Source organism: Zoogloea sp. GW822-FHT05C07, from assembly GCF_058800215.1.
In genome coordinates this window covers 4,101,452-4,126,283 of record NZ_CM179510.1, presented here as the reverse complement: position 1 = coordinate 4,126,283, position 24,832 = coordinate 4,101,452, and the positions used below count along the sequence as shown (strand labels likewise).

Below are 24,832 nucleotides of genomic sequence, written 5' to 3'. Positions count from 1 at the left end.
ATGCTGAGCCGCACCGCTGACCACCTGTTCTGGATGGCGCGCTATATGGAACGCGCCGAAAACACCGCCCGTATTCTGGACGTCACCTACCGGTTATCACTCCTTCCCCGGAACGGCGAGGACGTGGAGCCCATGTGGGCGGGCATGCTGAAAATCATGGAGCTCCAGGACACCTTCCTGGCCAAGCATCCGCGCCACACCACCGAGGCCGTCCTCGAATTCATGATTTTCGACAGGGACAACCCCGGCAGCATCTACCGCTGTCTGCGTGCGACCCGCGAGAACGCCCACGCCGTTCGCGGCACACTGACTTCCGAGCTCTGGGAAACATCCAACGAGACCTGGCTCAAGATGCGGGATTTCAATCCAGCCAAGCTCTGGGAGAACGGCCCTGGCGCATTCTTCGAATGGGTGAAATACCGGTCCCATCTGTCGCGCGGCGTCACCATCGGAACCATGCTGCAAGACGAGTCGCTACGCTTCATCCGGCTCGGGACCTTTCTCGAACGAGCAGACAACACCGCACGGATCCTGGAGGTCAAGTATCTCAACCTGCTGCCTGGCTCCGACGAGGACACCACACAAACCAACGACTATTACCAGTGGAGCGCCCTGCTGCAGTCCGTCTCGGCCTTCGAGGTGTATCGAAAGGTCTACCGTGACCAGATCACGCCGCTGCGGGTTGCCGAACTCCTGATCCTGCGCGCCGACATGCCCCGCTCGCTGGCCCGCAGCATGAAGGAAGTCTACTCAAACCTGACGCGCGTCTCGAACGCACGCTCGGCGGAAACCGAAAGACTTGCCGGCGAACTGGAGTCCCATCTGCGCTTTGGCCGCATCGAGCGCATCTTCGAAGTCGGCTTCCGCAATTACCTGGAAGACTTCCGCGATCGCATCTTTGATCTTGGCTGCCGCATTTCCGAAGACTTCCTCATCCCGGCATGCGCATGAATGCAATTAGGGCTTGGCAAAGCCAGAATACATGTCTATAATGCGCAGCTTGTCGGGGCGTAGCGCAGCCTGGTAGCGCACTTGCATGGGGTGCAAGGGGTCGCGAGTTCGAATCCCGCCGCCCCGACCATTGATTCAAACAAAAAGCCAATCTTTCGAGATTGGCTTTTTGTTTTTCTGCGCAGGATTTTCGCTCACGCAGAAACCCTGCGCCGCTCAGCGATCCTCGGTGAGCTTCCCTTCGTAAAGCGCGAGGTAGTTGCCCATCATCGCATCCATGCTGAAATTGGCGAGGACGCGTTTGCGTCCGGCAGCTCCCATCACACGCGCACCGGCAGCATCCTTGAACAACGCATCGAACGCTGCCCCCATCTTTTCCGGATCGAGCGCAGGGACGAGCAGGCCGGTTTGCCCATCGACGACGAGCTCCGGATTGCCTCCGACTGCCGTGGCGATAACGGGCAAACCGGAGGCCATGGCTTCCAACAAGGTATTGGAAATCCCTTCCGCCTGGGAGGGCAGCACGAAAACGTCGAGGCCGCGCATGATCTCTGGCACATCGGAACGCTCGCCCGCCATCCAGACGACGTCCACCACTCCCTCGCTCTTCACCAATTCCGCAAGATTTGCCGCCAGCGGCCCATCGCCAACGAGAATCAGACGCGCACGCCGGACAGCTTCCGGATTCGCCCGCACGAACGCCGCAAAGGCGCGAACGAGGGTCGGCTGATCCTTTACAGCCTGCTGCCGGCCAACGGTTCCGAGCACAAACAGCTCGGGATCGTTGAAAGGCGAACCGGCAATCTCCCGCCGCGCCACCGCAGGCACGAAACGGTCGGCATTCACCCCGTTGCAGATGCGCCGGATTCGCCCGGCCTGGATGCCAACCCGGTCGACGAGATAGGACTCAATCGTCCGCGACAGCGCAATATACTTGCTGACGAACGGAGAATAGACCTTGCGCAGGAGCTGGTATTTGCGACTCCGGCCATCAGGGTCGGAGTTATCCCAGCCGTGCTCCCCGTGCAGCCTCAAGGGCACGCCAGCCAGCCAGGCTGGGATGACCATCTCGAGCGCCGCAAGATTGCGGGTATGAACGACGGCCGGCTTGAGTTGCCGAAGCATCCGGTAGATTTTCGGATACAGCTTGAAACCGTGCCCCGCCCCCTTGTTGATCGACACGAATTCCACATCGCTGCGCTGTATGCGCTGGCAGAAGGACGGGGAGCAATAAGCCAGAGCAACGATCATGTGCCGGAAGCGCTCGACCGGCATCCGGTTGATCAGGTTTACGATACCGTTCTCGAGACCACCGACATCGAAACTGTAGACAATGTGAATAATCAGGGGGCGACTGTCGCTCATCTTTTCAGGCCTGGATACTCTCCGAATCAGGCGCCGACTATAGCAGGTCGCCCGCAGCCTATTCCGGACGGATTTCCTGAAAATCGGCAATTAGCGCCAGCCGGCCCCTGCGCCAACGGACACCAGAACAAATGATCAGCGACAAACCCTATGCGCCCGCATGCGACCGCAACCGTGACCCCATCCTTGACGTATTACGCATCCGCTTTGCCGGCTGTCGACATGTCCTGGAAATCGGTTCGGGAACAGGCCAGCATGCGGTCCACTTTGCCGCAGCGCTGCCTCAACTGATCTGGCAGACCAGCGATCGGGCCGAGAATCTGCCAGGCGTCCTGCAATGGCTGGCCGAGGCCGCCCTGCCGAACACCCCTGCACCGCTCGAGCTGGACGTGTGCGGGCCGTGGCCGGCAAGCCGGTTCGACGCCGTATTCACCGCCAACACGCTGCACATCATGAGCTGGGACAGCGTCCAGGCCTTCTTCCGGTCGCTTCCCCGTGTGCTCACGCCGGACGCACGACTGAGCATCTACGGCCCGTTCAACTATGGCGGGCAGTTCAGCAGCCCGAGCAACGCCGAATTCGACGCAAGCCTGAAGGCCATGCATCCCGAACGCGGCATCCGGGACTTTGAAGCGGTCAACGCCCTGGCCGAGGCCGCTGGCCTCGAACTCATTGCCGACGAGGTGATGCCCGCCAACAACCGCTGCCTGAGCTGGCAGCGGCGCTGATACTCACGGCCCCGCGGCCACCAAGCTCGGCGGCCGTCACATGGATGCGTGCAGTGCTCAGGACCGGTACTGGTTGACCTCGTCCCGCGTGGCCAATGCCACCTGGCGGGCCTGGGCCGCATAGTCCTCACCACTCCCCGCATACAGGATGGCCCGCGACGAGGAGATCATCAGCCCCGTACCGACAGCCGTCCGGCCGGCCTTGACGGTCGCCTCCACGTCTCCGCCCTGGGCGCCGATGCCCGGCACCAGCAGCGGCATGTCACCGACGATGCGGCGCACGTCAGCCAGTTCCTGCGGGAAAGTGGCGCCCACGACCAGCGCATTCTGCCCATGCACGTTCCACTTGCCGGCGACGAGTTCGGCCACGCGCTGATAGAGCCTGGCCCCACCTTCCACGGTGAGGTTCTGCAGGTCCGATCCGCCCGGATTCGAAGTGCGGCACAGCACGATCAGGCCTCGATCGGGATACTCAAGGTAAGGCTCGACGGAATCGAAGCCCATATAGGGATTCACCGTCAGCGCATCCGCCGCGTAGCGCTCGAAGGCTTCCCGTGCGTACTGCTGGGCCGTCGCGCCGATATCGCCACGCTTGGCGTCGAGCACCACCGGCACCTCCGGGTATTTCTCGTGAACGTAGGCGATCAGGTCCTGCAGCTGGTCCTCGGCCCGCAGCGCCGCGAAGTAGGCGATCTGGGGCTTGAACGCACAGGCCAGATCCGCCGTCGCATCGACGATCCCCTTGCAGAACTCCAGGACCGCGTCGGCACGCCCCTGCAGATGAGCCGGAAAGCGCTTCACGTCCGGGTCGAGGCCGACACAAAGCAGGGAGTCGTGACGCTGCCAAGCGGCAGCCAGTTTTGAACGGAAATCCATAGGTGCACGGGCCTGGATGGCCCGGGGAAGTGAAATCTGGGAAGGGATTTTACCAGCGCCATCCATTTTTTCTGTGCCGGCTGCCATTAGCACCAGACCCCCGTGTTGCGTTACAGCATGCTCCACCCCTGTCACGAACTGCACCAAGGCTTCCGTTACGTCACAACCACATGTTCATTTTTTGAACAGGACAACTGTCCTACCCCAAGCACGCCCCTCGCCCACCCATAAAAAACATTTCTTTCAAAAACAGTAGCTTGAATGAAAATTCAATCCTCCAGGGTGCGTACACCGCCGTTCTGGCACAGCCCTCGCACAGGGATTGTTGCTCCGTCACGGCGAGTTTCCCCAAGGAAGCCCGACCAAGGGAGGACGAAGTAGCGGTGCTCGATAGCCTGCGCTTCGCTGGTGACATCAACGACAAAATTCCGGAGACAATCGTTATGAAGAAAACCCTTCTGGCCCAATCCGTCGCCCTCGCCTGCCTGGCTGCAGCTGCCGGCGGCGCTCAAGCAGTCAGCTTCACCCAGAACGACGTGACCGTGGATATCAACGGCACGATCAACGGCTTTTACGTGAACCGCGACTCCAAGACTTCGGTCGCTGGCGGCCCTGAGACCAAGACCCAGAACAGCGCTCTGTCCAACGGCCTGTTGCCTGGCTGGATCAACTTTGTCGTCACCACCAAGCAGGGCGACCAGGACATCAAGGCGCACTTCAGCTTCGCTCCTGGCATCAATGATTCCTCCAACGTGGTCGGCCTGCCCACCGCCCCTGGGGCCGGCGCAACCGGCGGCAAAAACAGCCCGTTCTCGCAAATCGACGTGCGTAACGTCTATTTCCAGTTCGGCAACAACGACTGGGGCACCATCAAGTTCGGTCGCGACATCGGTCTGTTCGGCCAGAACATCATCCTGTCCGACATGACCCTGCTGGGCGTCGGCGGCACGTCCAATGCCAGCATCCCGTTCAACACCACGTTTGGCATGATCGGCCACGGTTACATGTACACCGGCTTCCAGGCCCAGATCACCTACACGACGCCGAACTTCAACGGCCTGCAGGCTTCCGCCGGGATCTTCCAACCCAGTTCGTTCGCTGGCGACCAGACCAAGACCCCGGGTTTCCAGGGCAAGGTCGACTACGACTGGAAGGGTGACATGCCCGGTAAGGTCTGGGGCGGCCTTGTGACCCAGAGCACCAGTTGCTCCAAGGGCTCCACCTGCGACGGCATTGGCTCCAACCCGGGCAAGAGCTTTACCGCCACTGGCTACGAAGTCGGTACCAAGGCCAACGCCGGCAACTTCGGTGCCGTTGCTTACGGCTTCGCTGGCAAGGGCCTGGGCCTCTCCACCGTTGGCGCCCAGTTCTTTGGTGGTAGCGATGGCCTCGGCAACAAGACCGACTCCAAAGGCTACTTCCTGCAAGGCACCTACCAGCTGAACAAGACCAAATTCGGCATCAACTTTGGTCAGAACAAGGACACCGACGGTGCTCTCGGCCAAGGTAACGAGCGCAAGAACAAGTCCTACACCCTGGGCGTCTATCACAGCCTGAACAAGTTCGTGACCCTGGTCGGCGAACTGAATCAAGAGAAGATCACCGCGACTGCGGATGACAGCGAGACCAAGAACCGCACCCTGTCCGCTGGCGCCATCCTGTTCTTCTAAGCCCTTCCAGGCGACACAGTTTCGGTGGGCATCGAAGGAGATGCCCACCAACCAACCTGTTGTGTTTCTCCCTCCTTCAGGCGCCCTTCGGGGCGCCATTTTTTTGGCTGGGAAACGCCGTAGCCTCAGTCGTCGCGACCGCCGCGGCCGTGGCCCCGCCCGTGACCGTTGCCGCGGTCTCCATCGCCACGATCCTGCCAGCCGCCGCCGCGCTCGTCCCTCCGCTCGTCCCGCCGCTCCTCGCGGTGCTCATGACGATCCTCATGACGCTCCCGCGGACGATAGTCCGGACCCGACCGGTAACGGGGCGCATAGACGTCGTTGTACCAGCGGTCCTGCACGAAATAGACCGGGTAGCCACAGGCGTTGTAGCGCGCGCAGTGCTTGCCCCAGTTTTTCGCATGGCCGGGCGGCACACGCAGATACAGGGGCTCCCGCACCACGCCACGGGGGGCCTGCTGGATCACCATCGGCTGCGCATACAGCAGGGCCGGACGCGGGTAGTTGCCGATGTCTATGCGGCCATAGAAGTTGGGATCGCCGATGCTGATGGATACACCCACATCGGCAGCCATCGCGCCTTGGGCCAAGGCGCCCAGCGCAGCTGCAACAAGAATTCGTTTCATTTGATGTCCTCCAACTCGACTTTATGGGAAACGCCGCAAGCGGCCTGTAAGCGACTGTAAGCCAATACGACAGGACATCGGGCAGGAAAACCGCACATTCGCAGCGCATCGGCATGCCCGATACGCATGGATGACATCGTACGGCACAGACTGGCAAGCCACTGCCCCCCATGAGAACACACTCTGCCCTCCCTGAATATCGCACCTGAATCATGATTTTCTTGAGGCGGCCAGCCCCTCAAACAGGTATCTTCGGCCAGCTTCCGGCCACCTCCCGGACCCAAAGAACATCGGAGACAAACAACAAATGCCCGCCCGCTTCGCCCGTAGCCCGCTGTACGCCGCCCTGATGTCTGCCCTCGCCGCCGCCCACGCACCGGCCATGGCCGCCGACACCCCGACCGTGACCCTAAACCCGGTCGTCGTCACCGGCAGTCGCGCCGAGGCTGCCAGCTTCGACCTGCCCGCCTCCATCGATGTGCTGAACCGCCAGGAGATCACGTCCGGCCAGCCCCGCGTCAATGCGTCCGAAGCCCTCGTCGCCGTCCCCGGCGTGGTTGCCAACAACCGCCAGAACTACGCTCAGGATCTGCAGATCTCGAGCCGCGGCTTCGGCGCCCGGGCCGCCTTCGGCGTGCGCGGCGTCAAGCTGATCGCCGACGGCATCCCCGCCAGCATGCCCGATGGCCAGGGCCAGGCCGCCACCTTCAATCTGGACGTGGCCGAGCGCATGGAAGTGCTGCGCGGCCCCTTCTCGGCCATCTACGGCAACCACTCCGGCGGCGTGATCCAGCTGTTCACCATCGAACCCCGCGACAACCCCAGCGTCGATGCCGGCTTTGCCGCCGGCAGCTACGGCACCCGGAAAGAGGACATCACGGCCCAGGGCAAGCTCGATGGCCTCGGCTACGTGCTCAACACCTCCCGCTTCAGCACCGAAGGCTACCGCGACCACAGCGCCGCGACCCGCGAACAGGCCTTCGCCAAGATCACCGGCAAACCCGACGACGACAGCAAGCTGACCTTCACCATCAACGGCCTGTGGCAGCACAACACCCAGGATCCCCTCGGCCTGACCCTGGCCGAATACAAGAGCAACCCGCGGAGCGTCGACCCGGTCGCCACCCAGTACAACACCCGCAAGAGCATCGACCACCTGCAGGGCGGCGTCGCCTACGAACGCCGCTTCGGCACCGACCTGCTGCAGATCTCCGCCTACAGCGGCCAGCGCAGCGTGACCCAGTACCAGGCCATCCCGCCGTCCGCCCTCGCCGTCACCAAGGGCTCCGGCGGCGTTGTGGACTTCGACCGGACCTTCTACGGCTACGGCGCCCGCTGGATCGCCATCGGCCAGGCCCTCGGCGGCAAGATCACGACCACCACCGGTTTCGAATACGACGTCAGCAAGGACATCCGGAGCGGCTTCGACAACCTCAACGGCACCAAGAGCACTCTGAGGCGCAAGGAAGCCGACAACGTCGAGAGCACCGGCGCCTACGTGCAGAGCGAATGGCAGCGCGGCCCGTGGAGCCTGACCGGCGGCCTGCGCTACAACACCGTCAAGTTCGACATCACCGACCAGTACCTGCTCAACGGCAACGACAGCGGCGGCCGCAACTACACCAAGACCACGCCGGTCCTGGGCGTGGTGTACAAGCTAAACCCGGCCGTCAATCTGTATGCCAGCGCCGCCAAGGGCTTCGAAACGCCGACGCTCAACGAGATGTTCTACTCCGGCAGCGGCGGCAGCTTCAACTTCGGCCTCAACCCGGCCCGCAGCAATCACTACGAAGTCGGCGCCAAAGCCCTCATCGGCGAGAGCAGCCGCCTGAACGTCGCGCTGTTCCAGATCAGCACCGACGACGAGCTGGTCGTCGACACCGCCACCGGCGGCCGGACCAGCTACAAGAGCGTCGGCAAGACGCAACGCCAGGGCATCGAAGCCTCCTTCGACACCGCCTGGCGGCGTGACCTGAGCAGCCGCTTCGCGGTTTCCCACATCCGGGCGATCTACGACGGCAGCTTCACCACCGGCACGGGCGCCAGCGCCAAGACCATCAACGACGGCAACTACATTCCCGGGATCCCGCGCAGCACCGTGTTCGGCGATCTGGCCTGGAAAGTCACGCCGGGCATCACCACCGCCGTCGAAGGCGTCTATCGCAGCAAGATCTACGTGGAAGACACCAACACCGCCACGCCGGCCTCGTCCTACGCCATCGCCAATCTGCGCGTCACCGCCGAACAACGCCTGAACCACTGGCGCCTCAGCGAGTTCGCCCGCCTCGACAACCTGTTCGACCGCAACTACGTCGGCTCGGTGATCGTCGGCGACACCAACAGCCGCTATTACGAGTCCGCTCCCGGCCGCAACTGGATGGCCGGCGTCAACGCCCGCTACACTTGGTAAGCACTTGCGGGGGGGCTCCATCCGCCCCCGCGCAAACGCCAGCCCAGAATGAAAAATGGCCCCGGAATCCGGGGCCATTTTTCATGGGCGGAACGTGCTGGTCAGCCGGCTTCGACCGTACGGGCAACCAAGGCCTTGATGGCCTCCGCATCCACATCCATCACCTCGACGCGCTGCGGCAGTGCCTCGATGTTGTCCAGACCGGCCGGGCGCGCGGGCTTGCGGCCCAGGGCTTCGACGATGGTGTCCTCGAACTTGGCCGGCTGGGCGGTTTCCAGCACCAGGGTCGGCACGGACGGGTCGCGCAGTTCCAGCGCGACCTTCAGGCCGTCGGCGGTGTGGGTGTCGATGACCGTGGCGTAGTCCTTGTCGGCGCGGCGGATCGTCGCCAGGCGCTCGGCGTGGTTGCTGCTGCCGGAGACAAAGCCGTATTGGCCGATGGCGACGAATTCCGGCGTGCCGGACAGATCGAAGGCACCGCCCGCATCCACCTTGCTCCACAGCTCGCGTACCGTGTCGCCGTTGCGGCCGACCAGGTCGAAGACGAAGCGCTCGAAGTTGGAAGCCTTCGAGATGTCCATCGACGGACTGGAAGTGGCGTGTGTCTCAGCGGTGCTGCGCGGGCGATAGACGCCAGTGCGGAAGAACTCGTCGAGCACGTCGTTCTCGTTGGTGGCGAGGATCAGCTTGGCCACCGGCAGGCCCATCTGGCGGGCGATGTGGCCGGCGCAGATGTTGCCGAAGTTGCCGGACGGCACCACGAAGGCGACCTGCTGGTCGTTGTTCTCGGTAGCCGCGAAGTAGCCCTTGAAGTAGTACACCACCTGCGCTGCAACGCGCGCCCAGTTGATCGAATTGACGGCGCCGATCTTGTACTTGGCCTTGTAGGCGTGGTCGTTGGAGACCGCCTTCACCACGTCCTGGGCGTCGTCGAACATGCCGCGCACGGCGATGTTGTAGATGTTGTCGTCCTGCAGCGAATACATCTGCGCACGCTGGAAGGCACTCATCCGGCCGTGGGGCGACAGCATGAAGACGCGCACACCGTGCTTGCCGCGCATCGCGTATTCGGCAGCGGAGCCGGTGTCACCGGAGGTGGCGCCGAGGATGTTGATCTGCTCGCCGCGCTTGTCGAGCACGTACTCGAACAGGTTGCCGAGGAGCTGCATGGCCATGTCCTTGAAGGCCAGCGTCGGGCCGTTGGACAGTTCCAGCAGGCCCAGCTTGCCGGCTTCCAGCCAATGCACCGGGGTGATCTCGGCGGCCTTGGCGTCGTCGCGCACGTAGCCGTACACCTCGGCGGTGTAGGTCTTGTCGCAGATCGCCTTCAGGTCGGCAGCGGGGATGTCGTCGATAAAGCGCGACAGGATCGCAAAAGCCAGCTCGGCGTAGGACAGCTTGCGCCACGCGTCCAGATCGGCACGGGTCACCTGCGGGTAGGTCTCCGGCAGGTACAGGCCGCCGTCCGGCGCCAGGCCGCCAAGAAGGATGTCGCAGAAGGATTGGGGAGCAGACTGGCCGCGGGTGGAGATGTAGCGCATGGTTCTCGCCGAGTTGAAAACGAAAACCCCGGAAGATAGCACACCCGCGGGCCCTTTCAGGCGCGCTGCACCAGGGCATGCACGAGGACGCCGGCGAACAGCGCGATCCCCGCCGCCAGCAGCGCCGCCCCTGCCGCCACACCGCCCAGCAGCAGGCCGCCACCGCTCAGAAACAGCACGGTCCGCAAGCCGCCAAAGCGCACCAGCCGCGCCCGCATTGCCGTACGCTGAGGCGTCAACGGTCCGGGATGGCGCCACACCGGCAACAGCTGGGACAACGCTCCCGTCACCAGCGGCAGCAGGAACAGCGCGAAGAAACCGACGATCGCCGGACGGGCGACCATGCCGCCAAGACCGTGCACAGCGCCGGCAGCGATGACCAGCAGCAGGCCGCAGGTCGCCCCGGTCAGCGTCACCGCCGCGCCATCACCGAGCAGCCGCGCCAGGCCGTAGGTCCGCCACCAGCCATGCAAGGTGTGGATCAGCACGCCACCGATCACCAATCCCCCCACAACTGCCAACAACGGGATAAGCCCCGCCGCCGCACTGGCCGCGACACCGCCGAGCGCCCACGGCAACTGGCGCCGCAGCCGCATCGCCGCCTGCGGGTCCGGCTGGCCGAGAGCGGTCGGCATCAGCACATGCAGGGTTCCAATGGCGGTCAGGCCGATGAAGCCGAGGGTATTGAGATGCAGATGGGCCAGGCGCAACACGGCATACGCCGCCGGCCACAGCAGTCCAGCGAGGATAGCCACCAGCGCAACGGCCAGACAACCCAGCGCCGCCTTGTACCAGGCCAGCCCCGGGTGCGGGCGCCCCAGAGCGGCCCGGCCACGCCGCCACTGCCAGGCCAGGAAGCCCAGGGCCGCCACGATGCCGATGCTCGCCGCCAGATGCAGGCTCCAGCCGGGCAACACGCCGGCCAGCGCGGCCACCACCAGCACACCAGCCAGTTGCAGCGCCAACGGCAGGAAGTGGATTGGCTTTTCCGCCGCGCCACTGCGCGTCAGCACCGGCACGAAATGCCCCATCGCGGCGAAGATCAGCGGCATCGCCCCCAGCGCGAAGGCCGCATGGGCCGCCGCGGCCGGCGAAGCCCCCGTCACCGCCAGCCCGACGGCCAGCCCGAACGCCGCCACGACGCTCGCCCCCAGATAGATCAGCAGCACTTTTCCCTCCTACCAATCACAGATCAAGGCTCATGTCAGGAATCGTCCCTAAGCTGCATGCCTGCCGGCATGCCAGAACAAGAAAACAAGATTCAACCCCATGGAAACCATTCGTCTCGCCCTGCTCCGTTTTTCCCGCCGCTACCTTTTCGCCGACGCCGCCCCCCTGTCCCGCGCCGAACGCTGGCGCAGCGCCCTCGCGGCAATCATCGGCGTACTGATCTATGAAAGCGTGTTGTTTGTATTACCCGCACCGGCCGAAGCCAAGCGGCAGCTGGCGCCCCTCGGCGCCACCTCGGTGATCCTGTTCACCTTACCGCACTCCCCGCTGGCCCAGCCCTGGTCCGTGGCCGGCGGCCTGCTGCTACCGGCGCTGGCCGGCTTCGCCTGCGGGCACTGGATCGCCTCGCCGTTCCTCGCCGGCGCGCTGGCGGTGGCCATCTCGGTATGGTTCATGGGCCAACTGCGCTGCATCCACCCGCCTGGCGGCGCGATGGCGCTGGTGATGGTTGGCGCCGCGTCCCAGGGGCTCGACGCGCTGACCAGCCTGACCGCGGTCGGCTGGAACGTGATCGCCATGCTGCTGGCCGCCACCACCGTCAATAACCTGATTCCCGGCCGGCGCTATCCGCTGTGCTCGCCCGCCGTATCCACGCCCAAGCTGCCGGAGCGCAGCCCCGCCGGCATCCGCCAGCCGGACCTCGCCGCGGCCCTGGAAGAGATCGACGCCTACCTGGACATCAGCGAGGAAGACCTGACCCAGGTCTTCCAGCGCGCAGCGCGCCACGCCTTCCACCGCCATGTGCTGCTGACCTGCGGTGATGTGATGGGCCCGGCGACGCAGCGCGTGGACTTCGCCACCGAACTCAACGACGCCTGGCGCCTGATGAGCCGCCACGCCCTTTCAGTGCTACCGGTGGTGGATCGGGCCGAGCGGGTCATCGGCCTGTTGACGTTGAAGGACTTCCTGCACCACGTGGAACCGGACAACGGCCAGCGCATCGGCGACAACGTGCGCCGCCTGCTGCGTCCGACCCCTGGCCCGCACACCGACAAGCCGGAGGTCGTCGGGCAGCTCATGCTGACGCCCCGCAGCGGCCTGCGCACCGCCAGCCTGACCGACGGCATCGCCGTCGCCGCCGACATCCTCGGCCAGCGCGGTCAAGGGGCGCTGCCGGTGGTGGACGAAGCCGGCAAACTGGTCGGCCTGATCACCCCGACGACGATGACCGCCGTGCTGTTCCAGCACGAGGCCCTCGATTACGTGCGGGGCGACCAGACCTGAACGTGCTCAGCCGAGCTTGGCGAAGTCGATGACGATCGCGCCGGGCTCGCGCTGCTGGTAGGTGATGGACACCGTCTCGCCGTAGCGTTGCTGCAGTTGGCCGAGCAGCGGCAGCGGATCGTGGTCATTGCAGAAGCGCATCGTTTCGCCCGGCACCAGTGCATCCAGCGCGCCGAAGATGGCCGCGTGGCGGAAACGCTTGGCGATGCCGCGGGCGTCAAAGGGGTAGATGGCTTCGGGGGTGGTGTGGTTGCAGACGTGGATGGTTTGCATGCTGGCTCCAAGGTATCGATAAATCCGACTGAATCTGTCGGGTATCGTCAGTGTGCCGTCGGCCAAACCGGCTTTCCTTGATCTGCATCGGGTTTGCGCGCGGTGCTGCAGGGCTCGTACATTCAAGCACCCGCGCTCCAATCAGCAGGCAAAAAAAACCCGGCCGCAGATTGCCCGGCCGGGCTTTGGCGCGCGGGGGGTGCGCGCTGAGGTCAAAGGAGAATCGAACGCTTACTGGCCCTTGGAGACGATGTAGTCGACAGCGGCCTTCATCTCTTCATCGGACAGGGACGGGTTGCCGCCCTTGGCCGGCATGGCACCCTTGCTTCCATTGAAGCCCTCGATGGCGTGCTTGTACAGGACGTCTTTGCCCTGCGCGATGCGCGGGCCCCAGTCGGCCTTGTCGCCGAGCTTGGGCGCGCCGGCGACGCCGGTCTGGTGGCACATCACACAGGTCTTCTTGAACACGTCGAGGCCCTTGCCGCCATCGGCTGCCGCGTCGGCCACCGGCGCCGGAGCTGCGGCCGGCGCAGCAGCGGCAGCAGGCGCTTCAACCTTCGGCGCCTCGGACTTGGGAGCTTCGGACTTGCCGCAGGCGGCCAGCAGGGCAACGAGAAGCAGGGGGAGGAGTTTTGTTGTACGCATGAACGGTCTCGGTAATCTAATGGGGATTGGGGGTTCCACGGAACACTTCAGGAACACGGTGCGATGCTAGCCCTCAGCACCTTCCCGTCTCATTGACCCGCATCAATTGGCACCGGCCGATGCGCGCTCCGACCATTTTTCAGCCCTTTCCGCCCCCCAGCGCCGCCCGCCACGCCGCCGCCATCCCCGGATGAAAGGGGTCGTGGGCACACCCGTTGATCCGTACCAGCCGGCTGCCGGCAATCCGGGCGTGGATGCGCTCGGCGTTCGATGGCGGACAGACCACATCGTCACTACCGTGGATCAGCCAGACCGGCACGCCGGACAGTCCCGCGCAGGCATCCAGGAAGTCCTCTTCATAAAGAAAGCAGCCGAACTGCAGGTAATGGGCCTGCAGCCGGTACTTGCCCACCAGGCGGTCGAGCTCCTCCACCGTCGGCGATGGCAGCGGCGCGGCCGGATCGTTCACTGCCTGCTCATAAGTAAGCCAGGCCAGCGCCGTGTCCCGTGCAAGCTCCCGGTCATCCCCACTGAGACGGAAAGCCAGTTCGGCCAGCAGATCCGGCGCACCGCCCAGCGCCGCGGACAAGGTCCGCCAGGCCTCCGGCCGCAGCGTCGCCAGCCCTTCGAAGAACCAGCGCACATTGCCATCGCCCGGCATGAAAACGCTGCGCACCACCAGGCCGTCCACCACCTGCGAATAGGCCGCCGCATAGGCCAGCGCCAGCGTCGCCCCCCACGAGCCGCCACTCACCCACCAGCGCACAATGCCGAGATGGCGGCGCAGGCGCTCGATGTCGTCGACGAGATGCGCCGTGGTGTTGGCGCGGATCTCGCCAAACGGCAGCGAACGCCCGCAGCCTCGCTGGTCGAAGAACACCACGTGATGGCGCCGCTCGTCATAGAGCTCGCGCAGACGCGGGCTGAAGCCGCTGCCCGGCCCGCCATGGAGCACTACCACCGGCACACCGGCCGGGTTGCCCCAGGTCTCGTAATACAGCCGGTGGTCGTCGCCCACGTCGAGCAATCCGTTCGCCATTCCAACCTCGAAATAATGATTTTCGTGAGGCGCAAGTATGCCGCCCCCGCAACAATGCATTCCACGGATTCGCCTTCCGGCGGACCGTAACCATCAATCAAAAAATTGGAGACTCATCATGACCTGGACCACCCCCCAAGCTTGCGATCTGCGTTTCGGCTTCGAAATCACCATGTACATCGCCGCCAAGTGATGGCATCCGGATAGGCCGCCAGCGGCCTGTCCGTCCATCTCGCCTTGGCGAGTCGGCGTTGCGGCTCGGCCCCCCGGTGCCGCAACGCCCCACACAGCACCAGCGGTCACGTCCAAGCCATGAAAATCCGAGTTCTCGGCTCCGCCGCCGGCGGTGGCTTTCCCCAGTGGAACTGCAACTGTGCCAACTGCCGGGGCGTACGTGCCGGCCAGGCGGGCCTGCAGCGCCGCACCCAGTCGTCCATCGCAGTGAGCGCCGACGGCGCCAAATGGACGCTCGTCAATGCCTCGCCGGACATCCTGCAGCAATTCCAGCAATTTGCCGGCACCTGGCCCAGCGAAGGCCTGCGCGGCTGCGGTATCGAATCGGTCGTCCTGGTGGACGCCCAGATTGACCACACCACCGGCCTCTACATGCTGCGCGAAAAGGGCAGCCCATGGCCGATCTGGACCACCGACCCGGTGTTCGAGGATCTGACCCGCGGCAACCCCATCCTGCACCTGCTCGAACACTATTGCGGCGTGGACCGCCAGCCGGTTCCGCTCGACGGCCGCAGCTTCCATCCGCAGGGCTCCGCCACCCTGGATTGGCGCGCCATGCCGCTGCTGTCCGCAGCACCGCCTTACTCGCCGCACCGCGGCAACCCGGTGCCCGGCGACAACATCGGCCTCACCGTCATCGACCCGGCCAGCGGCAAGCGGGTGTTCTACGCGCCCGGCCTGGCCGAAGTGGACGACGCCGTCTTCGACGCGATGAGCGGCGCCGACTGCGTGATGGTGGACGGCACCTTCTGGACCGACGACGAGATGATCAGCCTGGGCCTGTCGAAGAAGCGCGCCCGCGACATCGGTCACCTGGCCCAGAGCGGCCCCGGCGGCATGATCGAACAGCTCAGCCGCCTGCCGCGCCACGTGCGCCGCGTCCTCATCCACATCAACAACACCAACCCGATCCTCGACGAAAGCTCGGCAGAACGCGCGGCCCTGGCCGCCGCCGGCATCGAGGTGGCCTACGACGGCATGGAGATCGCACTGTGAGCCAAGACCAGCTTCGCCCCTGGACGCCCGAAGAGTTCGAAGCGCAGCTGCGCGACAAGGGCGCCGCGTACCACATCCACCATCCCTTCAACGTCATGCTCAACACCGGCAAGGCGACGCGTGAGCAGATCCAGGGCTGGGTGGCCAACCGCTACTACTACCAGATCATCATCCCGCAGAAGGACGCCGCGGTGATGTCCAACTGCCCGGACCGGGAAGTGCGCCGGGAATGGATCCAGCGCATCCTCGACCACGACGGCCACGGCGACGACGCCGGCGGCATCGAAGCCTGGCTGCGCCTCGGCCAGGCGGTCGGCCTCAGCCGCGAGGAGATCGTCGACCAGCGCCACGTGATCCCCGCAGTGCGCTTCGCCTGCGACGCCTACCTCAACTTCTGCCGCCAGCGCCCGTGGCAGGAATCCGTGTGCTCCAGCCTCACCGAGCTGTTCGCCCCCACCATCCACAAGCAGCGCCTGGCCAACTGGCCCGAGCACTACCCGTGGATCGAGTCCGACGGCCTGCAGTACTTCCGCAACCGGGTCACCCAGGCCCGCCGCGACGTGGAACAAGGCCTGGCGATCACCCTCGGCTACTTCGACACCCGCGCCGCCCAGCTCCGCGCGCTCGACATCCTCAAGTTCAAGCTCGACATCCTGTGGTCGATGAACGACGCGATGATGGTCAAGTACGGCCTGGAAGGCGGCGTGCAGGACGCAGCCCAATGAGCACCGGCAGCACCGTCGGCGCCCGCCCGGCCATCAACCGGCTGTTCCGCTTCCAGTGGGAACCGGCCCAGCAGGCCCACGTGCTGCTGTACCCGGAAGGCATGGTCAAGCTCAACCAGAGCGCCGGCGAGATCCTCAAACGCTGCGACGGTGAGCGCAGCGTGGCGGAGATCGTCGCCGACCTGGAAGCGGCCTTCAAGGCCAGCAACCTGACCGCCGACATCGAGGCCTTCCTTCAGATGGCTGACGCTCAAAACTGGATCGAATGGAAGGACGAATGATGGAGCCGCTGCTCGTCCCCCGCCGCCCCGGCCCCCTGTGGCTGCTGGCCGAGGTCACCTACCGCTGTCCGCTGCACTGCGCCTTCTGCTACAACCCGGTGGATTTCGCCCAGGCCGGACCGGAGCTGGCGACGGAGGACTGGCTGAAGGTGATCCGCGAGGCGCGGGAGATGGGCGCCGCCCAGTTCGGCATCTCGGGCGGCGAGCCGCTGCTCCGCGACGATATCGAGATCCTCGTCGGCGAGGCCCGCAAGCTGGGCTTCTACACCAACCTGATCACCTCCGGCGTGGGCCTCACCGAAGCGCGCCTGGCGGCCCTCAAGGAAGCCGGGCTGGACCACATCCAGCTGTCCTTCCAGGACGCCACCCGCGAAGCCAACGACCTCATCACCAACACCCGCACCTTCGAACTGAAGCGCAAGGTGGCGGCAATGACCAAGGCCGCCGGCTACCCGACGGTGATCAACTGCGTGCTGCACCGGACCAACATCGACCACCTCGACCGCATCATCGAGATGGCCGTGGAGATCGGCGCCGAATACCTGGAGCTGGCCAACACCCAGTACCACGGCTGGGCCTTCCTCAACCGCGAGGCGCTGATGCCCACCGCCGCCCAGCTGGCCGAAGCCGAGGCCGTCACCGAGCGCTGGAAGGCCAAGCTCGGCAAGAAGATGCGCATCCTCTTCGTGACGCCGGACTACCAGTCGAAGAAACCCAAGAAGTGCATGAATGGCTGGGGCGAAGTCTTCCTGTCCGTGACCCCGGACGGCCTGGCCCTGCCCTGCCACACCGCCCGCATGCTGCCGGGCCTCGAATTCCCCGACGTGCGCGAGCACGCGCTGGACTGGATCTGGCACGAGTCGCCGCTGTTCAACCGCTTCCGTGGCACCGCCTGGCTGCCGGAAACCTGCCAGAGCTGCGAGGACAAGGAGAAGGACCACGGCGGCTGCCGCTGCCAGGCCTACATGCTGACCGGCAACGCCGACGCCACCGACCCGGTGTGCCCCAAGTCGCCAGACCACGCGCTGATCGACACCGCGCTGGCCAAGGCCGAGCAGGCCGCCACCGTCAAGCCGCTGGTCTTCCGCGACCCGAAAAACTCCCGCGCCCTCGATCGCGCATTTTGATGCGTCCGGGAGCGGCTTCCCCAAGCGAGCACTGACAACCGTTTCCCGACAGCCCCAACCCGGACTCATCCCGAGGGGCCGTGCCCCCGCCCCGGCCAGGCCGGGCCCCCATGTTAGAATCCCGCCGATTCCGGCCGCCGATTCGTCATGCATTTCTCCCACTTTCGTCCTTCCCTGTTCGCCGTGCTGGCTGCCTGCACCCTGGGCGCCTGCTCCACCCTGAAACCCGATGCGCCGGCGGAAAAGAGCACCCCATCCCGGCACGAGGCCACTGAGGACGCCACCGGCAGCAAGCCGGCACCGACTCCGGCACCGCGCCCGCGGCCCGCGCGGAGCGACAAGCCAAAGCAGGACAAGACGGACCGGGCCGCCCCCAAGGGCGAAACCACCGTGGAAGAAGCCCCCGCGGCGCCGGCCGCCGAAGCCCCGCTCAACGGCCCCCTGTGGCTGACCCTGTGCAAGCAGCGCCAGACCGAGGGCGGCATCATCCTCTGCGATTCTGACGAGCTGCTGGTCCGCCCGTCCGCCCAGGTCAAGATCTTCACGCGCGACCCGGCCGCCACCGGGCGTGGCATCCAGCTGCGCAAGGGCCTGCCCAGCAAGTACCGCTTCTTCGTCGTTCCCTAAGCACCTCCTCCCGCAACACCCCTGCAACACGGCGCAGGTTGAATGGCGGCCACGGCGCACCTCCGGCGCCGCCACTCGGGAGGATGCGCCACGGAACCGATCACCATCGACCTGCTGCTGCCCGACGACCACGCGGGCCGCGAAGCCGCCGCCGCCGTGCTGCTGGCGTCCTTCGACAATCCGCAGCGCTATGACGGCGCCCGCATCGCCGCGCAGTTGGTCTCCGCCGAAGCCCCGTTCTACCGCCACTTCTTCATCGCCCGGCGCGGCAACGAGATCGTCGGCGCGGGCGGCATCAAGGCTGCCGACTGGGCCATCGACACCCACATCCTGTACATGTCGGCAGTCGCCGAGCACGTGCGCGGCCAGGGCATCGCCCGCGGGCTGATCGCCGCGCGCATCGCGTGGGTCATGGAGAACTTCCACAGCGGCCGCCTGCTGGTGTCCACCGCACGGCCCCGGCGCTTCAACCGGCTGGGCTTCCGTGTCGTCGGCAAATACGAAGCCGACGGCCGCCGCCTGATGATGATGGAGTTCCGGCGCCCCTGACATCCGCATGAAAATGCATTTCGAATCTTGATTCCGCCTCCCTGAAGGCTATCCTTCCCCGGAATGGCTGCGCGCGCCGACGCGACAGCCGCCGTCGGCTACGACAACAACAAGGGGGGAGGAAAATCATGTCCGGCAAGCTCAAACTGCGCGTCAGCGGCAAGAAGGCCGACGACGCCACGCTGTGGCTGACCCGTCAGGGGCGCACCGCCGATCTGTTCGCCGGCATCGAGGCCTCGGCCATCGAGATCGCCGGCAGCGCCCGTGGAACCGGCGAGGATCTCGTGCAGGAGATTCCCAACGGCGCACTGGTCGAAGTCGAGCTGGAAGGCGGCCTGCGCTTCTGGACCGCCGCCGAAGACCTGCGCGCCCGCCTCGGCGATCCCCATGCCGGCGAAGCGCGCGGGCTGGGCGACGACGAATCCTGGTCCCTGCCCACGTCCCTCGGCCTGCCCGCCGCCCAGCGCGGCTTCGTCGGCCAGCTCGCCCTCAAGGCCCTGCGCTGGCTCAACATCAAGCCTGACGACGCGCTGCGCAACACCATCGTGGACAAGGTCCAGAACCGGGCCATTCCGGTGGAAGGGGTGTTCCCCCTGCGCGCCGACGGCAGCCTCGGCCCGCGCCTCACCGCCCCCATCCCCGACGGCGGCCCGACGCTGCTGCTGCTGCACGGCACCGGCTCGAGCACCGCCGGCAGCTTCGGCCGCCTGTGGCAGGACCAGAAAGAGCGCTGGCAGGCCCTGCGCGAGCACTACGGCGAACGCATCTACGCCCTCGAACACTGGACGCTGACCCGCAGCCCCATCGAAAACGCCCTCGACGCCGCCCGCCTGCTGCCGCAGAAAGGCCGCATCAGCTTCCTGTCCCACTCCCGCGGCGGCCTGGTCGGCGAACTGCTGTGCCTCGACCCGGACGGCTTCGACCTGGCCGAAGCCCAGCAGGCCCTCGGCCCGCGCGCCTCCGACGACGCCGACCTGCAGGACGCGATCAAACGCCACCGGGACGCCCTCGGCAAGCTGGTGAATGAACTGCGCAGCCGCCCGGAGCTCGCCATCGAGCGCTTCGTGCGCGCCGCCTGCCCGGCCCGCGGCACCAGCCTGGCCGGCGACAAACTGGACCAGTGGGGCTCGCTGACGGTGCTCGCCGCCATCGGCCTGGAGATGAAGGCCAGCGAGAGCCGCGGCTTCGGCGTGCCTGAACTGCTGCAGGCCGGCCTCGACATGGTCACCGAAACCGTCGCCTCGGTGCTGGCCAGCCGCCGCCGCGTGGATCAATTGCCCGGCCTGCAGGCCATGATGCCCGGCGCGCCGCTGCTCGGCGTCATCAACGCGGCACCGGCCCGCGGCGAGCTCTACGTGATCGCCGGCGATGCTGCGCCGATGGAGGGCGACCGCCTCGCCGCGCTGCGCATCTGGCTCGCCGACCGCTTCTACGAGCGCGACCACGACCTGGTGGTGGACACCCGCTCGATGCTCGACGGCGCCATCCGCCCGACGCCGGCCAGTGCTCCGCGCTGCCGCGTGCAGTTCCGCAGCGGCGGCGACGTCAATCACTTCCGCTATTTCCATAACGACGACAGCGCCGCCGCCGTCGTTGCCGCCCTCGTGCAGTCCCCCGACGCCGACAGCCTGTTCCGCGACTACCACGGGGACTGGCCGCTGCCCGACGCCACCGGCGAGCAGGCCCGCGGCCTGTTCGGCCCACGTGCCCAGCCCGACCCCGCCCAACCGCGCGGCACCGTGGTGGTAGTGCCCGGCCTGTGCGGCAGCCAGCTGCTGGTGAACAAGAGCGAAGTGTGGGCCAGCATCCTGTCCCTGGCCGGCGGCGCCTTCCGCGACAAACTCGCCATCGACGACGACGTGCAACCCGGCCAGCCCCTCGCCGACACCTACGTGCCCCTCGCCAACAGCCTGCGCCAGCGCGGCTACAAGGTGGACATGTACGGCTACGACTGGCGCAAGCGGCTGGCCACCTCGGTGGACGGGCTGGCGCAGCGGATCAAGGACGCCATCGCGGCGATGGCGCCCGAACGCAAGCCCGTGCACATCGTCGTCCACTCCATGGGCGGCGTGCTGCTGCGCGCTACCTTCGCCGCCCATCCCGAGCTGTGGAACGCCTGGAACGGCCACCCTGGCGACCCGAGGGTACTGATGCTCGGCACACCGAACCAGGGCTCCCATTCAATCACCCTGCTGCTCACCGGCCGCGACAGCTTCTTCCGCCAGCTGGCCCTACTGGACCTGTGCCATTCCCAGGAGGAACTCCTCGCCACCGCCGGCCAGTTCCCCGGCGTCATGGAGCTCCTGCCCTGGGCCGCTGGCGGCGACGACCAGAACATCCGCAAGGTCGATACCTGGAGTGCCTTCAGGCAGGCCGACGCCAACGCCAAGTGGCCGCTGCCGCCGGCCGACGTGCTGGGCCAGTCGGCGACGCTGTGGGAAGCCCTGGACCAATCCGACCCGCTGCTCTCCAGCCCGCGCCTAGTGTATGTCGCGGGCCTCGCCGACCAGACCCCTGAGAAGGCCGTCGTGGACACCTCCGGTCGTTTCCAGATCCTCTGCACCCCCGAGGGCGACGGCCGCGTGCCCTGGTCCACCGGCATTCCCGACAGCTGCCGCAAGGGCGGCCGGGTGTATTACGTGCGCAGCGTGCACGGCGACATGCCGAAAGCCACCGAAGCCCACGACGGCTACCTGGACCTGCTCGAGAAAGGCCGCAGCGACCGCCTGTCCGCCCAGCCGCCGGTCTCCCGCGGGGCGGTGGCACTTCAGCCTTGGCGCAGCGACGCAGCCGATGCGGCCCTGTACCCGAGCCGCGGCGAACTGCTGGCAGCCGCCACCGGCGGCGCCCTGCGCTCCGCCCGCAAGGCCGCACGGGGCGGCTACCGTACCGAAGTGCGTGTGCTCCACGGTGACGTCATGTACGCCGAATCGGCCGTGCTGGTCGGCCACACCTGGGGCGCCAACGCGCTGGAGTTCGCCGAGAAGCTGCTCGACCAGGCCCTCGGCGGGCGCATGCAGAAACGCCTCGACGCCGGCCTGCATGCCGGCGCCCTGGGCAGCTTCTCGATCTACCGCAAGCGCCCGAACGAGCACTTCGCCAACGGCGCCATCGTCATCGGCATCGGGCGCATCGGCCAGCTGTCGGCCGGCGAACTCGCCCAGTCGGTCGCCAAGGCCGTCGCCACCTACGCCACCGAAGAGCTGGAAGCCGAGGAGTTGAAAGACCCCGCCGAGCGGCAACAGCCCCTCGGCGTCGGCATCAGCGCGCTGCTGATCGGCGCCGGCATCGGCGAGCTGAGCCTCGCCGACTCGGTGGCCGCCACGCTGCGCGGCCACCGGGACGCCCGCCTGCGCCTGGAGCGTGCCGGCCTCGCCGGCAAGCTGCGCCTCGACCGGCTGGACTTCATCGAGGTCCTGGAAGACCGCGCCATCAACGCGCTGCGCGCCGCCCAGGACGCGGTCGGCGTGGACCGGGCGCTGGCCCGTGCCTTCTTCGTGGATGCGGCGATCCGGCCTCACCAGGGCGGCCAGCGGCGCGCCAGCAGCAACACGGACGAAGGCAGCTGGCAGCGCATCGCCATCAGCGCGGTGGGCGGCACGAGCGACGGCGCACCACGCCTGATGTTCGACGTCTACGGCGAACTGGCTCGTGCCGAGCGCACCTACAACGCGGTCCCGTTCAAGGACATCGAACGCTTCACCGACAGCCTGATCGGCACCACCACCGACCAGGAGCAGGTCGGCCGCGCATTGTTCGAACTGCTGATCCCCAACTGGCTGAAGGACCTGGCCCCCGACCGCCGGCGCGTCCAGCTCATCGTGGACAAGACCGCCGCCGCCTACCCCTGGGAGCTGCTGCGCGACCGGGCCACCAAGGACGACAGCGACAGCGGCCAGCCCCTGTCGGTGCGCAGCGGCCTGATCCGCCAGCTGTCCACCGGCCAGTTCCGCCTCAATGTCCGGCGTAGCAACGAGTTCAAGGCCCTGGTGGTCGGCAATCCGGATCTCGGTGCCTGGCACCGCTACCTGCCGTCCCTGGGCGGGGCCGAGAAGGAAGCCCAGGGCGTGACCGGCCTGCTCGACGGTGCCGGCATCGAGACCAGCCTGCACATCCAGGACGAATCCCGGCAGATCCTCCTCGACCTGTTCAGCGGCGAGTGGCGCATGCTGCACCTGTCGGGCCACGGCCTGTACCAGCAGGACATCCCCGCCACCGACGGCCTGCCGGAAGTCCGCAAGGCCACCGGCATGGTGATCGGCGGCGGCGACCTGCTGACCCCCGCCCACATCGCGCAGATGCGCGCCGTCCCGGACTTCGTTTTCATCAACTGCTGCAGCCTCGGCCGCATAGAAGAAAGGCCGGACGGCGCCCCCACAACGGCCCGCCCCGGCAGCCCGGGTCTGGCCGCCAACCTGGCCACCGAGCTCATCGAGATCGGCGTGCGCTGCGTGATCGCCGCCGGCTGGGAGGTGCTGGACGACGCCGCCCAGCTGTTCGCCGAGACCTTCTACGAACACTTCCTGGACGGCACCAACTTCGGCGAATCGATACTGGCCGCCCGCAGCGCCACCTTCGACGCCTTCGGCAGCTCCAACACCTGGGGCGCCTACCAGTGCTACGGCGATCCCGGCTTCGTGCTGCCGCGCCCGCAGCACAGCGTCACGCCCAAGGCCAAGCCCGCCAACTACGACCACTACCTGGCCGCGTCGGAAGTCCTGTGCGAACTGGAACGCCTCACCCTGCGCGCCCGCCACGCGCTGGCCCTCGACAAGGACGCCACCGCCTACGCCGAACGCCACGCCAAGGCCCTGCAGGCCCTGTGCGAACGCCAGGGCTGGATCGGGCAAGGCAACATTCTGGAAGCCTTCGGCGCCCTCAAGGCCGAATACAACCGCCACGACGACGCCATCGACTTCTACCGGCGCGCCCTCGCCGCCCCCGACGCCAGCGCATCGCGCAAGGCCGAGGAGCAACTCGCCAACATGCTGACGCGGCGCGCCAAAGTGCTTGCCGACACGGGTGACACTGCCGGCGCCCTGGCCCTCCTCGACGAGACGGCGGCCATCCTCGCCGTGGACAGCCGCTATCGCCCCGTCAGCGCCGAACGGCTCAGCCTGCAGGCCGCGGCAGACAAGCGCCGTCTGGTCTGCCAGCTGCAGGCCGGCGACAAGGATGCTGCCCTCAAGGCCCTCAGCGGCATGCAGGACGCCTACCAGCGGGCCACGGTGCAGGCACGCCAGGAAGGCGGCGACATCCACTACCCGGGCCTCAACGCCGCCAACGCCAGCGCGCTGCTCGGGCTCACCGCCGGCTTCCCTGACGGCGAACCGGCCGCCACGCGGGCCCTGCTCAAGTCCCTGCGCACACAACCCGCGGCGCCCGCCAAGGACTTCTGGGCGCGGGCCAGCCAGGCCGACCTGCAACTGGCCGACGGACTGCTCGAACTGGCCGCCGGCGGGCGGGGCGGCGCCAAACGGCTCGGCGACGCCAAGGCCGCCTATGTGGAACTGGCCAGCAGCAGCGCCACACCACGGGAGCGGGAATCCGTCGCGTCCACCATCGACATCCTGCTGCAGGCCCTGCAGAAGCTCGATGCGGCGGCCGGGCGGGAACAGGCCGTGGCGGATGCCGCCGCCGTGCTGGGCGAGATCCGGACCGCGCTGTCCACCTAGTCCGCACGCCAGCCGGCGGTCGCCCCCGGGGTGGCCGCCG

21 protein-coding genes and 1 tRNA gene are annotated in these 24,832 nt (G+C 66.6%); 14 read left to right on the top strand and 8 right to left on the bottom strand.

What is annotated here, in order from left to right:
* Together AC3QL2_RS19015 and AC3QL2_RS19010 are read left to right on the top strand one after the other, a co-directional pair.
* Positions 1-951 carry an alpha-E domain-containing protein gene (locus AC3QL2_RS19015; protein ID WP_493236250.1) on the top strand — a complete coding sequence of 317 codons (951 nt, stop codon included), beginning with the start codon at positions 1-3 and terminating at the stop codon, positions 949-951.
* A gap of 53 nt (positions 952-1,004) precedes the next feature.
* A tRNA-Pro gene (locus tag AC3QL2_RS19010) sits at positions 1,005-1,081 on the top strand.
* A gap of 86 nt (positions 1,082-1,167) precedes the next feature.
* Here AC3QL2_RS19010 and AC3QL2_RS19005 read toward each other — a convergent pair.
* Entirely contained in the window at positions 1,168-2,316 is a 1,149-nt protein-coding gene (locus AC3QL2_RS19005; protein ID WP_493236249.1) for a TIGR03088 family PEP-CTERM/XrtA system glycosyltransferase, read from the bottom strand.
* Positions 2,317-2,447: 131 nt separating this feature from the next.
* Here AC3QL2_RS19005 and AC3QL2_RS19000 point away from each other — a divergent pair, with 131 nt between their 5' ends.
* Entirely contained in the window at positions 2,448-3,044 is a 597-nt protein-coding gene (locus tag AC3QL2_RS19000; RefSeq protein WP_493236248.1) for a DUF938 domain-containing protein, read from the top strand.
* A 57-nt stretch (positions 3,045-3,101) separates the two neighbouring features.
* Here the strand turns inward: AC3QL2_RS19000 and pyrF are convergent, their stop codons facing one another.
* The gene (gene pyrF / locus AC3QL2_RS18995) at positions 3,102-3,920 is read right to left on the bottom strand and encodes an orotidine-5'-phosphate decarboxylase (RefSeq protein ID WP_493236247.1); all 819 of its coding nucleotides are present in this window, start codon (positions 3,918-3,920) and stop codon (positions 3,102-3,104) included.
* Positions 3,921-4,363: 443 nt separating this feature from the next.
* Here pyrF and AC3QL2_RS18990 point away from each other — a divergent pair, with 443 nt between their 5' ends.
* Positions 4,364-5,590, top strand: a complete 1,227-nt coding sequence (locus AC3QL2_RS18990) for a porin (RefSeq protein WP_493236246.1) — start codon at positions 4,364-4,366, stop codon at positions 5,588-5,590.
* A 125-nt stretch (positions 5,591-5,715) separates the two neighbouring features.
* On the opposite strand, the gene AC3QL2_RS18985 is transcribed toward AC3QL2_RS18990, so the two are convergent.
* Positions 5,716-6,216: a hypothetical protein gene (locus tag AC3QL2_RS18985; protein WP_493236245.1), complete on the bottom strand. Its 501-nt coding sequence runs from the start codon at positions 6,214-6,216 to the stop codon at positions 5,716-5,718.
* Positions 6,217-6,523: 307 nt separating this feature from the next.
* On the opposite strand from AC3QL2_RS18985, the gene AC3QL2_RS18980 reads away from it, so the two are divergent.
* Entirely contained in the window at positions 6,524-8,626 is a 2,103-nt protein-coding gene (locus AC3QL2_RS18980) for a TonB-dependent receptor family protein (protein WP_493236244.1), read from the top strand.
* A 101-nt stretch (positions 8,627-8,727) separates the two neighbouring features.
* Here the strand turns inward: AC3QL2_RS18980 and thrC are convergent, their stop codons facing one another.
* Positions 8,728-10,167 (bottom strand): threonine synthase, encoded by a 1,440-nt coding sequence (gene thrC, locus AC3QL2_RS18975; protein WP_493236243.1) that lies wholly within the window; start codon positions 10,165-10,167, stop codon positions 8,728-8,730.
* A gap of 56 nt (positions 10,168-10,223) precedes the next feature.
* Positions 10,224-11,336, bottom strand: a complete 1,113-nt coding sequence (locus AC3QL2_RS18970) for a hypothetical protein (protein ID WP_493236242.1) — start codon at positions 11,334-11,336, stop codon at positions 10,224-10,226.
* 100 nt (positions 11,337-11,436) lie between these two features.
* Between AC3QL2_RS18970 and AC3QL2_RS18965 the strand changes: the two genes are divergently transcribed.
* Positions 11,437-12,621 (top strand): HPP family protein, encoded by a 1,185-nt coding sequence (locus AC3QL2_RS18965; protein ID WP_493236241.1) that lies wholly within the window; start codon positions 11,437-11,439, stop codon positions 12,619-12,621.
* Between the two features lie 6 nt (positions 12,622-12,627).
* Here the strand turns inward: AC3QL2_RS18965 and AC3QL2_RS18960 are convergent, their stop codons facing one another.
* From AC3QL2_RS18960 to AC3QL2_RS18950, 3 genes are all read right to left on the bottom strand, one after another.
* Positions 12,628-12,894, bottom strand: a complete 267-nt coding sequence (locus AC3QL2_RS18960; protein WP_481114977.1) for a DUF2249 domain-containing protein — start codon at positions 12,892-12,894, stop codon at positions 12,628-12,630.
* A gap of 231 nt (positions 12,895-13,125) precedes the next feature.
* A complete protein-coding gene (locus AC3QL2_RS18955; protein WP_493236240.1) occupies positions 13,126-13,539 on the bottom strand; it encodes a c-type cytochrome in 414 nt (137 codons plus the stop codon).
* 139 nt (positions 13,540-13,678) lie between these two features.
* Positions 13,679-14,578, bottom strand: a complete 900-nt coding sequence (locus AC3QL2_RS18950) for an alpha/beta fold hydrolase (RefSeq protein ID WP_493236239.1) — start codon at positions 14,576-14,578, stop codon at positions 13,679-13,681.
* Between the two features lie 118 nt (positions 14,579-14,696).
* Between AC3QL2_RS18950 and pqqA the strand changes: the two genes are divergently transcribed.
* The 8 genes from pqqA (at position 14,697) to AC3QL2_RS18910 (ending at position 24,792) form a co-directional block, all read left to right on the top strand.
* Positions 14,697-14,771: a pyrroloquinoline quinone precursor peptide PqqA gene (gene pqqA / locus AC3QL2_RS18945; protein WP_139379539.1), complete on the top strand. Its 75-nt coding sequence runs from the start codon at positions 14,697-14,699 to the stop codon at positions 14,769-14,771.
* A gap of 119 nt (positions 14,772-14,890) precedes the next feature.
* Positions 14,891-15,808: a pyrroloquinoline quinone biosynthesis protein PqqB gene (gene pqqB, locus AC3QL2_RS18940; RefSeq protein WP_493236238.1), complete on the top strand. Its 918-nt coding sequence runs from the start codon at positions 14,891-14,893 to the stop codon at positions 15,806-15,808.
* Positions 15,805-16,533 (top strand): pyrroloquinoline-quinone synthase PqqC, encoded by a 729-nt coding sequence (gene pqqC, locus AC3QL2_RS18935; protein WP_493236237.1) that lies wholly within the window; start codon positions 15,805-15,807, stop codon positions 16,531-16,533. Before pqqB ends, pqqC begins: the two co-directional genes overlap by 4 nt.
* Entirely contained in the window at positions 16,530-16,814 is a 285-nt protein-coding gene (gene pqqD / locus AC3QL2_RS18930) for a pyrroloquinoline quinone biosynthesis peptide chaperone PqqD (RefSeq protein WP_493236236.1), read from the top strand. Before pqqC ends, pqqD begins: the two co-directional genes overlap by 4 nt.
* Entirely contained in the window at positions 16,811-17,941 is a 1,131-nt protein-coding gene (gene pqqE, locus AC3QL2_RS18925) for a pyrroloquinoline quinone biosynthesis protein PqqE (protein WP_493236235.1), read from the top strand. The genes pqqD and pqqE overlap by 4 nt, the downstream gene beginning before the upstream one ends.
* A 147-nt stretch (positions 17,942-18,088) precedes the next feature.
* Positions 18,089-18,568, top strand: a complete 480-nt coding sequence (locus AC3QL2_RS18920; RefSeq protein ID WP_493236234.1) for a hypothetical protein — start codon at positions 18,089-18,091, stop codon at positions 18,566-18,568.
* A gap of 42 nt (positions 18,569-18,610) precedes the next feature.
* Positions 18,611-19,117, top strand: a complete 507-nt coding sequence (locus AC3QL2_RS18915; protein ID WP_493236233.1) for a GNAT family N-acetyltransferase — start codon at positions 18,611-18,613, stop codon at positions 19,115-19,117.
* A gap of 128 nt (positions 19,118-19,245) precedes the next feature.
* Positions 19,246-24,792 (top strand): CHAT domain-containing protein, encoded by a 5,547-nt coding sequence (locus tag AC3QL2_RS18910; RefSeq protein ID WP_493236232.1) that lies wholly within the window; start codon positions 19,246-19,248, stop codon positions 24,790-24,792.
* Positions 24,793-24,832 lie beyond the last annotated feature (40 nt).

What these genes read in the sequence shown, in the direction of transcription:
- AC3QL2_RS19015 (WP_493236250.1), top strand. Translation starts at nt 1, where the DNA reads ATGCTGAGCCGCACCGCTGACCACCTGTTCTGGATGGCGCGCTATATG.
- AC3QL2_RS19005 (WP_493236249.1), bottom strand. Translation starts at nt 2,316, where the DNA reads ATGAGCGACAGTCGCCCCCTGATTATTCACATTGTCTACAGTTTCGAT.
- AC3QL2_RS19000 (WP_493236248.1), top strand. Translation starts at nt 2,448, where the DNA reads ATGATCAGCGACAAACCCTATGCGCCCGCATGCGACCGCAACCGTGAC.
- pyrF (WP_493236247.1), bottom strand. Translation starts at nt 3,920, where the DNA reads ATGGATTTCCGTTCAAAACTGGCTGCCGCTTGGCAGCGTCACGACTCC.
- AC3QL2_RS18990 (WP_493236246.1), top strand. Translation starts at nt 4,364, where the DNA reads ATGAAGAAAACCCTTCTGGCCCAATCCGTCGCCCTCGCCTGCCTGGCT.
- AC3QL2_RS18985 (WP_493236245.1), bottom strand. Translation starts at nt 6,216, where the DNA reads ATGAAACGAATTCTTGTTGCAGCTGCGCTGGGCGCCTTGGCCCAAGGC.
- AC3QL2_RS18980 (WP_493236244.1), top strand. Translation starts at nt 6,524, where the DNA reads ATGCCCGCCCGCTTCGCCCGTAGCCCGCTGTACGCCGCCCTGATGTCT.
- thrC (WP_493236243.1), bottom strand. Translation starts at nt 10,167, where the DNA reads ATGCGCTACATCTCCACCCGCGGCCAGTCTGCTCCCCAATCCTTCTGC.
- AC3QL2_RS18965 (WP_493236241.1), top strand. Translation starts at nt 11,437, where the DNA reads ATGGAAACCATTCGTCTCGCCCTGCTCCGTTTTTCCCGCCGCTACCTT.
- AC3QL2_RS18960 (WP_481114977.1), bottom strand. Translation starts at nt 12,894, where the DNA reads ATGCAAACCATCCACGTCTGCAACCACACCACCCCCGAAGCCATCTAC.
- AC3QL2_RS18955 (WP_493236240.1), bottom strand. Translation starts at nt 13,539, where the DNA reads ATGCGTACAACAAAACTCCTCCCCCTGCTTCTCGTTGCCCTGCTGGCC.
- AC3QL2_RS18950 (WP_493236239.1), bottom strand. Translation starts at nt 14,578, where the DNA reads ATGGCGAACGGATTGCTCGACGTGGGCGACGACCACCGGCTGTATTAC.
- pqqB (WP_493236238.1), top strand. Translation starts at nt 14,891, where the DNA reads ATGAAAATCCGAGTTCTCGGCTCCGCCGCCGGCGGTGGCTTTCCCCAG.
- pqqD (WP_493236236.1), top strand. Translation starts at nt 16,530, where the DNA reads ATGAGCACCGGCAGCACCGTCGGCGCCCGCCCGGCCATCAACCGGCTG.
- pqqE (WP_493236235.1), top strand. Translation starts at nt 16,811, where the DNA reads ATGATGGAGCCGCTGCTCGTCCCCCGCCGCCCCGGCCCCCTGTGGCTG.
- AC3QL2_RS18920 (WP_493236234.1), top strand. Translation starts at nt 18,089, where the DNA reads ATGCATTTCTCCCACTTTCGTCCTTCCCTGTTCGCCGTGCTGGCTGCC.
- AC3QL2_RS18915 (WP_493236233.1), top strand. Translation starts at nt 18,611, where the DNA reads ATGGCGGCCACGGCGCACCTCCGGCGCCGCCACTCGGGAGGATGCGCC.
- AC3QL2_RS18910 (WP_493236232.1), top strand. Translation starts at nt 19,246, where the DNA reads ATGTCCGGCAAGCTCAAACTGCGCGTCAGCGGCAAGAAGGCCGACGAC.